This window comes from Klebsiella sp. BDA134-6 (assembly GCF_015601345.1).
Lineage (GTDB): Bacteria > Pseudomonadota > Gammaproteobacteria > Enterobacterales > Enterobacteriaceae > Klebsiella > Klebsiella grimontii.
This window is the reverse complement of the sequence record NZ_CP064784.1, coordinates 3,767,914-3,781,169: the sequence shown is the minus strand read 5'-3', so window position 1 is coordinate 3,781,169 and position 13,256 is coordinate 3,767,914. Positions and strand designations below refer to the sequence as shown.

Annotated in this window: 8 protein-coding genes; 5 read left to right on the top strand and 3 right to left on the bottom strand. The window is 53.7% G+C overall.

Annotated elements, in window-relative coordinates; all coding sequences use genetic code 11:
- Positions 1-27 precede the first annotated feature (27 nt).
- Positions 28-603: a lipid IV(A) palmitoyltransferase PagP gene (gene pagP, locus IYV58_RS17470; RefSeq protein ID WP_004122223.1), complete on the top strand. Its 576-nt coding sequence runs from the start codon at positions 28-30 to the stop codon at positions 601-603.
- A 166-nt stretch (positions 604-769) separates the two neighbouring features.
- On the opposite strand, the gene IYV58_RS17465 is transcribed toward pagP, so the two are convergent.
- From IYV58_RS17465 to IYV58_RS17455, 3 genes are read right to left on the bottom strand one after another with little or no spacing between them, the layout of a single operon-like run.
- Positions 770-1,693, bottom strand: coding sequence for an acyltransferase (locus IYV58_RS17465; protein ID WP_162626068.1), 924 nt, complete (start codon positions 1,691-1,693; stop codon positions 770-772).
- Between the two features lie 38 nt (positions 1,694-1,731).
- Entirely contained in the window at positions 1,732-4,794 is a 3,063-nt protein-coding gene (locus tag IYV58_RS17460; RefSeq protein WP_004122215.1) for an efflux RND transporter permease subunit, read from the bottom strand.
- A complete protein-coding gene (locus IYV58_RS17455) occupies positions 4,794-5,879 on the bottom strand; it encodes an efflux RND transporter periplasmic adaptor subunit (protein WP_004122212.1) in 1,086 nt (361 codons plus the stop codon). The genes IYV58_RS17460 and IYV58_RS17455 overlap by 1 nt, the downstream gene beginning before the upstream one ends.
- Positions 5,880-6,411: 532 nt before the next feature.
- On the opposite strand from IYV58_RS17455, the gene IYV58_RS17450 reads away from it, so the two are divergent.
- The 4 genes from IYV58_RS17450 (at position 6,412) to IYV58_RS17435 (ending at position 12,373) form a co-directional block, all read left to right on the top strand.
- Positions 6,412-6,843, top strand: coding sequence for a universal stress protein (locus IYV58_RS17450; protein WP_004122209.1), 432 nt, complete (start codon positions 6,412-6,414; stop codon positions 6,841-6,843).
- 50 nt (positions 6,844-6,893) lie between these two features.
- Positions 6,894-9,581, top strand: coding sequence for a cation-transporting P-type ATPase (locus IYV58_RS17445; protein WP_049123287.1), 2,688 nt, complete (start codon positions 6,894-6,896; stop codon positions 9,579-9,581).
- A 165-nt stretch (positions 9,582-9,746) separates the two neighbouring features.
- A complete protein-coding gene (locus tag IYV58_RS17440) occupies positions 9,747-10,676 on the top strand; it encodes an alpha/beta hydrolase (RefSeq protein ID WP_195729159.1) in 930 nt (309 codons plus the stop codon).
- A 509-nt stretch (positions 10,677-11,185) separates the two neighbouring features.
- The gene (locus IYV58_RS17435; RefSeq protein ID WP_004122201.1) at positions 11,186-12,373 is read left to right on the top strand and encodes an OmpP1/FadL family transporter; all 1,188 of its coding nucleotides are present in this window, start codon (positions 11,186-11,188) and stop codon (positions 12,371-12,373) included.
- Positions 12,374-13,256 lie beyond the last annotated feature (883 nt).

Below are 13,256 nucleotides of genomic sequence, written 5' to 3'. Positions count from 1 at the left end.
CGGGCGACTTTCTTTAAGGATAAAACTATGCAACGTTGTCTGCGGGTAGCGTGGGGAATTGTGTTTATTTTCGCCTTTTCAGTACAGGCTGAAACTAAAATATACGGCGAGCAGCGCGTCAGCGGCTGGTGGAACTGGCTAAAAAACGATGTCTCTCAGACCTGGAATGAGCCGCAAAACTACGATCTTTATCTGCCGTTTCTCAGCTGGCACAACCGCTTTATGTACGATAAAGAGAAGACCGATAACTATAATGAAATGCCATGGGGCGGAGGATTTGGCGTGTCCAGATATAACCCGGAGGGGAACTGGAGTTCGCTCTACGCCATGATGTTCAAGGATTCGCACAACGAGTGGCAGCCGATTATCGGCTACGGCTGGGAGAAGGGCTGGTATCTTGATAGCCGCCGTGATTTTCGCCTTGGTCTTGGCGTCACTGCCGGCATCACCGCCCGTGATGACTTCGCCAACTACGTGCCGCTGCCGATTATTTTGCCGCTTTTCTCTGCCAGCTATCGCCGTTTGAGCGTGCAGTTCACCTATATTCCCGGCACCTATAACAACGGTAACGTGCTGTTCGCGTGGCTGCGCTACGGTTTTTAAATGCGTGGGCGGCGGTGGCCTGAATCTTTATCAGGCAGGCGTTTGGTTTTATGTCGGGGGGCGGCTGCCGCCTTACCCGACCTACAAAGATCGGCTCCAGCCTGAAGTTGAATCCTTCCCCTCGGTCCGGTAAGGCGGCGTCCGCGCGGCCAGAAATCAAAGATCGTCAAATCGTAATCACTTTTTTGACCACCGAATTGGAGAGCGCCAGCATCGAAATCAGCACCGAAGTAATAAACGTGAGGACAATCAGCATTAATTTTGTCCCCAGCGAGTTAATCGGGATAAACGCAGTGAGCAGGTGAAAAACGGAGTAGTGGAGAATATAAACGCCGGTCATCGTTTTGCTAATGGTAGCGAGAAGAGTCTCTTTAAACTCGCTGTTTTTACGAAAGCGCACGCCGTTGGCCGCAATAACCAGCGCAACAACCAGAATATAAATTTGTGAACCAGTCAGAATGAACGCATTTCTGTCGGCCTTAAACAGGGCGAAAAAGAAATGCCGCTCGTAAAACCAGGTGAAAAGATAAATAAACGGAATGGCGATCATCGCACCTTTGACCACTTTTTCACGCCTGAGCCAGTCGGCGACCAGCGGGTCGCTGAACAGCTGACCGGTCAGATAAAATAGCAGCCAGGTCCACAGGCGGTACTGCGGCGCCAGGCTTAGCGGATGAATATCAGGGTACAACGCGGATAAAAGATCGTAACCATACGAGAACAGCAGCAGGGAGAACACCGTGGCAAAGAACGCTGCGCGTCTTTGGCTGAGCCACTCGATAACCGGGTGAAAGGTGTAAATGACGATAAACGCAAATACAAACCATGGCTGGATAAGATAGCCGCGCTGGTAGGGCTCCCAGAGATAGTACACCGTCATCCAGAACAGAAAGACGATCACCACGCTCTTGATTTTGCCCAACTGCCATTGTGAATCATGGCGAGACTGCGAATCCAGATAGCCCGCTACCACAAAAAACAGCGGCGTGGCGATAGTCGAAATAAACGTCAAAAACCCGAGGATCCAGTGATAGTCATAATCATAGCTATCCCAGGTGTTGTAAATGGTGAAGAAAGTCACCGCCGTCATGCATCCCAGCGTTTTAATAATATTTAAACCGGTACTATTCATGGTTGTCGCTTCATGTCCTTATTGTGGAAACAGGCGTAAATCACCGGCAGAACCAGCAGCGTCAGAATAGTAGCAAAACCCAGACCAAACATGATAACAACCGCCATGCTCTGGAAGAAAACGTCCAGTAATAGCGGCGCCAGGCCGAGCACGGTGGTAAACGCCGTCAGCAGGATCGGGCGCAGACGCGAAGTGGCGGCATAGATAATGGCCTCCTGTTGCCCTTTCTCCTGCTTCTGCTGTTCAATCTCTTCTACCAGCACGATGCCGTTACGGATCAGCATGCCGCTCAGGCTCAGCAAGCCGATTAACGCCATAAAGCCAAAGGGGATGCCGGTAAGCAAGAAGCCCGGCGTTACGCCAATCAGCGCCAGCGGTACGGTCAGCCAGATCGCCACCGCGTTTTTCAGTGAGCTGAACATCAGCACGGTAATCACAAACATCACCAGGTAACCCAGCGGCAGGGTAGTGAACAGACCCTGCTGCGCCTCGCTGGAGTTCTCCGCATCGCCGCCCCACTCAATGCTGTAGCCGTGCGGCAAAGCGATCGCATCAATCTGCGGCTTCACGCGGGACAGGATATCCCCCGACGTCTGGTTGCTAAGCGGATCGGGATCGGTCTGCACCGTCAGCACGCGGCTGCGGTCGCGGCGCAGGATAAGCGGATCTTCCCATTCGAGGTGAAAGCCGCTAACCACGTTACTGAGCGGAATATATTGCTGGCGGCTCTGGCTCCAGACCAGCACGTTGTTCAGGTGATTCGCGTCCTGGCGCTCAGCGGCCGGGGGGCGGACGACCACTGGCAGCAGGTCGGCTCCCTCGCGGTACAAGCCCGCGCGGCTGCCGGAGAAGTTCATCTCCAGCGCGTTATCAATATCCTGTTTATCTACCCCCAGCTCGCGCCCAAGCGAGGTGGAGTACTGCGGGCGGATAACTTTGCTGCGGTTTTGCCAGTCATTTCGGACACCATCGGTAGCCGGATCTGCGGAGAGAATATCGCCAACCTGGCTGGCGAGCAGGCGCAGGCGGTCGGGGTCCGGACCTTTAATCCGCACCTCAATGGCGCTGTCGCCGGAAGGGCCGAACATCACGCGTTTCGTGCTGGCGTTTACCTGCGGGTAGTTGCGCGCAATATAGCGATCAACATGCTGCGTCAGGGCGGCAATATTGCGCTGATCGTCCATGCGCACCATGATTTGCGCATAGTTGCTGTACTGCCGTTGTCCGCTATAGGTGAGGATAAACCGCATGCTGCCCTGGCCAACGGTGGCCACGGTGGTGACCACCCCGGGCTGGCCGTTAATGGTGGTCTCAATATCGCTGGTCATCTTTTCGGTGGTCGCGATATCGGTACCGTACGGGAGCCAGAGATCGACAAAGAAAATCGGCGTATTTGACGAGGGGAAAAAGTTTTGCCGCACCGATCCAAACCCCCAGATAGCGGCGGCCAACAGCGCCGCCATGACGGTCAGGGTGAGGGTTTTGCGCAGCAGAAGGGCTCGCAGAGCCTGCTGATACAGGCGGTAAAAGCGCCCGCCGTACGGGTTGGCGTTGGCCTGCGCTACCGGCTGCGATTGATTTTTAAACAGCCACCATTTGATTAGCACCGGCGTGATGGTCAGCGCCGAGAACCAGCTCAGCATGAGCGAAATCAGCAGCACCTGGAACAGCGATTTACAGTATTCCCCGGTCGAGTCCTGCGACAGGCCAATCGGCGCAAAGGCGAGAATGGCAATCACCGTGGCCCCCAGCAGCGGCAGCGCCGAACGGCGGATCACATAATTTATCGCCGTAAGCAGCGTAGACCCCTGCTGGCGGGCGATCAGCACCCCTTCAACGATGACGATGGCGTTATCAACCAGCATACTGAGGGCGATAATCAGCGCCCCCAGCGAAATGCGCTGCAGCTCGATGCCCCACAGATACATGATCAGCAGCGTGCCGAGCACGTTGAGCGCCAGCGACAGGGCGATAATAATGCCGCTGCGCACGCCCATAAAGATCAGCAGGACCCCAACTACAATCGCCAGCGCCATCAGGAAGTTAGTGATAAAACCGTTGACCGAGTGGGCGACTTCCGCCGCCTGATCGTAGAACAGGTCAATGCTGATCCCGGCCGGTTTTTCCGCCGACATTTGCTCCAGCTTGCTCTCCAGCGCGCGGCCAACATCAATCACGTTAACCCCGGGAATAAACGATACCCCCATGGTGACCGCCTGGCGGCCGTTGGCATGGTAGATGCTGGCGGGCGTTTCGCTCAGCCCGCGCGATAGCGTGGCGATATCGCGCAGCCGCGTCGCCGTTCCCGAACCGTGCGGGCTGATTAACAGGTCGCCGAGCTCATCGAGATTGGCAAATTCCCCCGTCGGGTGCAGGCGGATCGACTCGCTGCCGGATTTAATCTCGCCGGCGTTAGAGACCACGTTCAACCGGCTGAGGATAGCCGCCAACTGGTTGAGCGTGATGCCGCGGGCGGCCATTTTCGCCAGCGAGATATCGATGTTGATTTGTTGAGGGATCGCCCCGCCGATAGCGACTTTACCGACGCCGGGAACCAGCACCAGCTCGCGGCGCAGCTGCTCGGCGTAGCGAACCAGTTCAGGATTGGTAAAGCTCTCGCCAGAGATAGCAAAGAAGAAGCCAAAGACATCGCCAAAATCGTCATTGACAAATGGGGAGGAGACCCCGGGAGGAAACTGACGGGCGGCGTCGCCCACACGGCGGCGCAGTTCATCCCAGATTTGCGGCAGCTCGCTGGAGTGGTAGTGCGAGGCGATATTGACGGTGATTTGCGACAGGCCGTTGGAGGAAATTGAACTGACGTTGTCGAGATATGGCAGCTGCTGCAGCGCGTTCTCGAGCGGCAGGGTGACTTCTTCTTCAACCTGCTGCGCCGACGCGCCGGGATAATGGGTGATCACCACGGCGGTTTTAATAGTAAACGCCGGGTCTTCCAGGCGGCCAATATTCAGCAGGGCGAAGATCCCCCCGATGCCCAGCAGCAAAATAGTCAGCCAGACGCGGATCGGGTTGTTAATAAACTGGCGGGAGATATCCATTACAAACCTCGTTCACGCGTCCAGATACGAACCGGCTGTTGCGCATGCAATTCGCTGACGCCTGCCGCCACGACACGCTCGCCGACGCTGAGCCCTTCGGTGATCACTACGCCCTGAGAGGTGACCTGACCAACGCCGACTTTTCTCTCTTCCAGCTTAAGCTGGTCGCCGCTGCCCTGAACGACCCAGACGTGGGGGTCATTGCGCGGGCGATTATCCGGGTTAAACACCGCTTCGACCGGCACCACCACCGCATTTTTACCGGCGCTGGCGGGCAGGTTCGCCAGGTTGATTGTCACCGTTCCGCTCACGCCGCCCACCGCGGGAAAGTCGGCCGGTCGCGGCATGGTCAGGATGATTTGCCAGGTGAGCGTATTGCTGTCGCTGCTGCCGGTGTGCTCTTTATATTCAGCGGTAAACTGGCGGTCCGGCATGGCGTTAATTTTGACGACCGGACGATACTGCGCGTTGCGAATATCGAGCGCGGTAAAGAGATTTTCCGGAACGCTAAACACCACGTCGAGCAGATCGGTTCGCGTCAGGGTCACAATTGGCTGCCCGGCGGCAACCACCTGATGGTTACGTACCGGGACGTAAGCGGCAACGCCGCTGAACGGGGCGGTCAACGCCATTTGCGACAGCTCTTCGCGGGCGATTTTCAGCGCGGCGTTGGCAGCGTCGCGGTTGGCCCGCTGGATATCCATTTCCGCCTTTGAAATCGCCTGGCGACCGGCCAGCGTCTGGAAACGATCGAACTGCCGCTGGGCGAGGGTAGCGGCGGTCTGCCGTTCATTCACGCGCTGCTGCGCTTCCCGTGCGCTGAGGCGGGCAAGGGTCTGCCCCTGAGTAATAGCGGCTCCCTGACGCACATCAAGCGATTCAATCTGCCCGCCGCGTTTAAATGATAAATCGGTGGAGTCCCCGGACTCAATGCGGGCGGGGAATACGCGCTGCTGTGAATCACCGATGGCAACCACCTCGGCGACTTTAACCATCCGCGGTAGCGGGGTAATTTGAGGTGCTTTCCGATCGCAAGCCGTTGTTATTAAAATAACAAGCGGAATGAGAGAAAAATAACGGTTCACTGTATTCCCCTCGGAGTTAAAGGCTATGTTTTACATATTGTTCACAATCACTGGTTTTATTCAGCGAGCGCCGAGACAACGAAATAGGTAATTAACCCGGTAGCCGTACAAGCGATTATTGCCAGGGCAATAAACAGGCTCAGGCGAAACAGACTGTAACCGAACATCGTTCCTCCTTTAGCTTAAATAGCTGGCTAAGTAAATTCTTATCTTAATAATTATTGTGGGGCGCCAGAAAACGAGCAAGCCACTGATAATGAGGATAGTCGTAGTAAAACGGAAATGTTAAAAAGAGCAAAAATTATGGCGATGTCGACGATTTTACCGGGTTTGTAGTCGAATTGTCTGGCGGTGCCAGGCTCTGTGATATTTTTCAATATATTAATTGGCTGCTTAATAATGTTAACTGTGGTGTGCTACGTTTAATTATAACCACGCATCTAACAGATCTTGTTCTTGAGATTGCTTCCTCAGCGCCATTGCCTGGGCTGTTGTCACCACCTTTTTTATAGGTAATAAAAGGATTGTCTCTATGTATAAAAATATCCTCGTGCCGGTTGATGTGTTTGAAATCGGTCTTGCCGACAAGGCCATATCTCACGCCCGATTCCTTGCGCAAAGCTCTGCTGGAAAGATTCATCTCCTGCACGTTATCCCCGCTTTTTCCCCGATACTGACGCGCGGTTTTATTTCCGATGCACGGAAAATGGAAGACTATCTGGTTAATACATCTAAAGAAAAGCTGGATGAGCTCAGTAAAAAACTCTCGCTGGCGGAAAACGATATCGAGATTCATATACGCAGCGGCAACATTCGCGATGAAGTGACCAAACTGGCCGATGAGCTGAAGGCGGATGTGGTGATCGTTGGTTCGCGCAATCCCAATATTCAGACCCATCTGCTGGGGTCAGAGGCGGCAGGTATCGTTCGTTATGCCCATGTTCCGGTTTTTGTGGTGCGTTGAGGACGGCCTGAGGCTGTCCTGATTTCCGTTACAGGAGTGAGGAGATAACTATGAATACAGAAAAACCGGGCGGCCCGTTTTATCAGCTCTCCGTAGAAGAAACGCTGACCAGCACCAACAGCACCCCGGAAGGCATCAGCGGTGCCGAGGCATCGGCGCGCTTGCAGCAGTATGGTGAAAATGCGTTGCCGCAAAAGGCCGGGAAGCCGGCGTGGCTGCGCTTTCTGGCGCATTTTAATGATGTGCTGATTTACGTCCTGCTGGCGGCGGCGCTGCTGACGGCGGTCATGGGCCACTGGGTAGATACCCTGGTGATTCTGGGCGTAGCGGTGATTAACGCGCTGATCGGCCATATCCAGGAGAGCAACGCGGAGAAATCGCTCCAGAGCATTCGCAACATGCTTTCCAGTGAGGCGGTGGTGATTCGTCAGGGTAATCATGAAACGATCCCGACTACCGCTCTGGTTCCCGGCGATATCGTGGTGATCCGCGCGGGCGATCGAATACCTGCCGACCTGCGGGTTATCGAAGCGCATAATCTGCGGGTGGAAGAGGCGATTCTGACCGGTGAATCGACGGTGGTGGAAAAAAGCACCGAGGCGCTTAGTGGCGAACTGCCGCTTGGCGATCGCACGAATTTGCTGTTTTCCGGCACCACGGTGAGTTCGGGCGGCGGAAAAGGTCTGGTGGTGGCGACCGGCGGCGATACCGAGCTGGGCCACATTAACCAGATGATGTCGGATATCGAAAAACACCGTACTCCGCTGCTGGTGCAGATGGATAAGCTCGGTAAAGCCATTTTTATCATCATTCTGGTGATGATGGCCGCGCTGTTTGTCTTCAGCCTGCTGTTCCGCGATATGCCGGTTTCCGAGCTGATGCTGTCATTGATTAGCCTCGCGGTGGCGTCGGTGCCGGAAGGGCTACCGGCGATTATCTCGATTATCCTCTCGCTTGGCGTACAAACCATGGCCCGGCAGAAGGCGATTATCCGCAAACTGCCGACCGTGGAAACCCTCGGCGCGATGACGGTGATCTGCTCGGATAAAACCGGGACGCTGACCATGAACGAGATGACGGTCAAAGCCGTTATCACCGCCGATAAGGTTTATCGGGTGGAAGGCGACAGCTACGAGCCGGTAGGGAATATTCATCCGATCGATGAACCCGCCCCGATAACCGTTGCTCCAGGCACGCTGCTGGAACGCTATCTGCGCACCATCGATCTGTGTAATGACAGCCAGCTTATCAAAGATGAAAGCGGGCTGTGGAAAATTACCGGCGGCCCGACCGAAGGGGCGCTGAAGGTGCTGGCGGCGAAAGTCCCGCTCCCGGCGGTCAACACCGAGCTGCGCAGTAAAATACCTTTCGATTCACAGTACAAATATATGTCGACGCTGTACCGCATCGGCGATGAAGAGATGATTTTGCTTACCGGCGCGCCCGATGTCCTGTTTCGCCTGTGTCAGCATCAGCAAACCGACCATGGTCTGGAGCCGCTCGACCAGCCTTACTGGGAAGCGAAAATCGAAGAGTACGCGCGGGAAGGGCTGCGGATGGTGGCGGCGGCGTGGAAACCGGCAGCCAACGGACAAACGGAGCTTGGCCATCAGGATTTACAGCAGGGCGTCATTCTGCTGGGGATCGCCGGGATGATGGATCCGCCAAGACCGGAGGCGATTACGGCGATCGGCGACTGCCTGCAGGCGGGGATCCGCGTGAAGATGATCACCGGCGACCACCCGCAAACCGCCATGAGTATCGGCAAGATGCTGGGGATCGGCAATGCGGAAAACGCCATTACCGGACGCGAGCTGGAGGTGATGGATGATATTCAGCTTAGTGAAGCGGCGCAGAAATTTGATATTTTCGCGCGTACCAGCCCGGAAGATAAATTCCGCCTGGTCCAGGCGCTGCAAAGCAGGAAAGAGGTGGTCGGGATGACCGGCGATGGCGTGAACGATGCCCCGGCGCTGAAGCAGGCCGATGTCGGGATCGCCATGGGGATTAAGGGCACCGAAGTGACTAAGGAGGCCGCTGATATGGTGCTCACCGATGATAACTTCGCCACCATCGCCAGCGCCGTCAGAGAAGGGCGTCGGGTATACGATAACCTGAAGAAAACCATTCTGTTTATCATGCCGACCAACCTGGCGCAGGGACTGTTAATTATTATCGCGCTGCTGGCGGGGAATTTAATACCGCTGACGCCGGTGCTGATCCTGTGGATGAACATGGCGACCTCCGCCACGCTGTCGTTTGGCCTGGCGTTTGAAGCCGGAGAGAAGAACATCATGCGGCGTCCGCCCCGCGATCCTAAGCTGCACGTAATGGACGGCTTTGCTATCTGGCGGGTAATTTTTGTCGGTTCGATGATTGCCGTTAGCGCCTTTGTGCTTGAGGCCTGGCTGCAGCCGCGCGGCTATTCGCCTGAGTTTATTCGCACGGTGCTGTTGCAGACGCTGGTCACCGCCCAGTGGTTCTATATGCTTAACTGCCGGGTTGCGGATGGCTTCTCATTGAGTAAAGGGCTGCTGGCGAATCGCGGCATCTGGATTGTCAGCGGGGTGCTGCTGGTGCTGCAGCTGCTGATTATCTACGCGCCGTTTATGCAGATGCTGTTTGGTACCGAAGCGCTGCCGTTCCGCTACTGGGTGATCACCTTTATTATCGGTTTTGTCATGTTCCTTATTGTAGAGGTTGAGAAACCGCTGACCCGGAGATGGCGCACCGCCTGATCCTTACCCTGAGGCGCTGCTGCGCACCTGTCCTGGCTACCCGTATGATGATTGGATAGCCGGCCAGGTGCAAGGCGCCGCCCTGGGATACCCCCCTCAGCTTGCAATTGAGATTGATATTGGCAATCATTATCATTAATGATGGTGTGCTGGAAAAATCAATCGATGTTAATCCGTAAGTTTTGTTCTGCTTATCCGCCTAAAGGGCGAATTTTTATCGCCGCGCTGGTCTTCGCGTTTTACGGTATTAATGCTGACGCCAAACCGGATATGAGGCCATTAGGGCCGAATATCGCCGACCGCGGCTCCGCGTATTATCACTTCAACGTTGCTTATTTCGATTCCCTTGACGGCGAACGGCATTATAAGGTCTGGACCGCGATACCGAACGCGGCGCCGCCAGCAGAGGGGTATCCGATTCTCTACGCTCTGGATGGCAACGCGGTGATGGACCGGGTCTCCGACTCGCTGCTTGCGCAGCTTACGCAAAAAACGCCGCCCGTGATTGTGGCCGTGGGCTATCAAACGGCATTGCCCTTTGATCAGAACGCCAGAGCCTATGACTACCGGCCGGCCGTCAAGGAGGATCCTGCCGATAGCGGGTGGGACGCGCGCAAAAGCGGCGGTAGCGAGGCATTTCGCCTGCTATTACAGAATACAATCGTGGAAAACGTTGAGCGCGGGATGAAGATTGACCCGCAGCGACGGGCGATCTGGGGGCACTCCTACGGAGGATTATTTATTATTGATTCCTGGCTGGCATCATCCCGCTTCCGGATCTATTTTTCTGCCAGTCCTTCCCTGGGACGAGGCAATACCTCGTTGTTAGATAAAATGGCCGAGGCAAAAGCCGATGCGTTTAGCCGGAAGTCCCTGTACCTGATGGAAGGGGCGGTTGCGACGCAGCGGGTCTCTTCCGCAGGGGAAGAAGAGACCCGGGGCAACGTCCTGCAGACGGTTTCTCTGCTCAAGAAAAAGGGCGTGGCGGTCAACTGGTGGCCTTATCCCGGGCTGACTCACGGGGAGATGTTTAACGCGTCGTTGCAAAGCGCGCTGCTGACGATGAGCGGTTATCCGCGGGGAACGGGCAAGTAGCCGAGCGTTACTTTCGTATGCCGCCGAAAGCTAGCATGAAGGTAGTGAATGACGTTCAGATGATGTGGCCATCGTTTGCCGCATAGCCTGAGCGCATCGCGCAGGATTCATTCACCCGGGCCGACAACATCTTCCGGCGGCGTTTACCCTGGTGGTCGACGCGCTGCGCTGGCGTCACAAAGGCTAAAATTGGCCTCCATGAATCTCTTTAACTTATTTGCTGTTTTTATTTTGTGTTGGCATGCTGTTCCTGAATTTCACAGAAGACGTATCCGCTTAAGCTGGGTATTTATTATCGTCCCTGTGGATATTCGGACGCCTGGTCGCAATATTTAATATTAGACAAAACTTACAGAGACCTGAGTAACGCGGTTGTTTATAATATTAGGTCATTTAATAGTCTGGTTATATGCGAAATAGATAGCAAGTTCTAAAATTATACAGGACAAGAAAATAGACTTTTTTGCAAAAAAATAGCTCATCGTTTTATTCAAGTGGTAGGTAACATAATGAGAAAAAGTATAATTATTATCTGTGGGTTATTTTTTTCCGCAGTAAGTCATGCGAGCGCGCTCTATTTTTACGAAGTGGGTACGGAAGATGCTGCGCTGGCCGGAGCGGGGCAGGCTGCACGCGCGCAGGATGCGTCAACGCTTTTAACTAATCCGGCAGGAATGACGCGATTACCCGATCATATGCTGACGGGGGGAGTACAGGCTATGGGAGGTGATATATCCTATAAACTGGATAATGAATCGAGCGGGCGTCAAAGTCCGGGCAATGTCATGAACCTGTTTCCTAATGCCAGCGTGTTCTATACGCAACGGCTGAATGATTCCGTGTCCGCGGGACTGGGCCTTTACGGTAACTATGGACTTGGTATTGATTTTGGCAACTGGGCAGGCGATCGACTCATCAAAAAAAGTACAATGGTAGCGATGACGCTCAGCCCGGCAATTGCCTGGAAACTCAGTGATAACGTTTCCGTCGGCGCCGCTGTAGGACTTAATTACGGCTACCTTTCTTTAACCCGGAATGTTGATAGCCGTGATGAACGACAAAATGACCACGATTGGGCAATGAACTACCGCCTGGGCATATTGATGGATCTCACCGACCAGACTCGAGCGGGAATAACCTGGACAAGTAAAACTGACTATCACTTTAGTATTGACGGCAAGGCACGTTTTCCGAACTTGCCAAACGTCGAGTACGATCTACCCGTGGCGGCTCAAGTCCGCGCACCTCAGCAGGTCATGCTGAGTCTGGTTCATGATGTAAATAAATATTGGTCGGTCATGGGCGATCTTGGTTGGCAGGACTGGAGCCAGTTTGGTAGCCCGGATATTACGATTAATGGCCAATCGGGCAATAGAAACAACCGGTTAAAAGATACCTGGCATACGGCATTAGGCGTTCAGTTCCGGCCTGACGAGCGATGGCGCCTTAACGCGGGTGTCGCTTTTGACAGCACGCCATACAACACCCAAAGCGATGTCGCTCTGACTCTACCTACCGGTGATGAGTGGCGTTTTGCGACCGGGGCGCAATATCAAATGACATCGGCGAGTAATATCGGATTTGCGGTTGAATATCTGCATATGCAATCATCTCAGGTGAATTCCGCAGCCTTCGCTGGAGAATATAATAAACCCTGGCTATGGTTCGCCAGCGTAAACTACAGCTATCAGTTCTGATCTGTAAACCAGGCATTTAGTTTTGGCTAGCATGACGATAGGCCTGCAGTGGCAGTCGTGGCTGCAACCGGCTAAAAGGACGGCGGAGATGGTCACCGGCTATCGCTATCGTACCGGCGGCGCTGGAGATAGGTGACTAAAAAAGCCTCCTTAAATTCCCATAAGGAGGCTTTTTTTAGTCTTCAATAATGGTATTCAGTAATTCGCTCAGCGTACGCAGTCCCGAAATATTCTTCTCTTTCAGATAACGATTGTTTATGACGTTTATCTTGTAAAGCCTGACCAAAGAACAGTATGCCTGATAGGTCTGACTCTGGGTATCGACCAGTTCATCGATATGGCTTTTCTGCAGGTGTTCTTTTTTTAGCTGGCGATATATCTTTTTGAGCAGAGACTTATTTTTATCATGTAGTGAGGCATAGCTCGTAGAGTCTACCGGTGACCCCCGGTGCTTATTGTAGATGATAGGTATCTGTATTACATGTAGTTTGCGTAAAATACCCGGAGGTGATGTTTTGCAGGGGGCAACGACGCCCGAGAGTATAATTTGATGGAGCTTCCGCATTATTCTACCTGTGTTATGAGTGAGATATATTAATTATCATGCTACGCATTGTGGGTGCAAATTCAATTAGTTTAAAATTAAATGTTTTGCGGGTTAGTATTTAAAAGGCAATATTAATGTATTTTATTTTGCAATGTATGTTATGAGCATGTCATAAATATAATAATGACTTCCTGTCAGGCATGCTGCGGGGACTGCGTTAATGCGCCACATCAGTTACCCCTTGTATATGACTTAGGTCATTGGTGTGCTCAATTTGAGAGAGGGCTGCTTATTCAATGGCAGTGATTAAATACTTAAAACCGCGCGTAGCGGTAT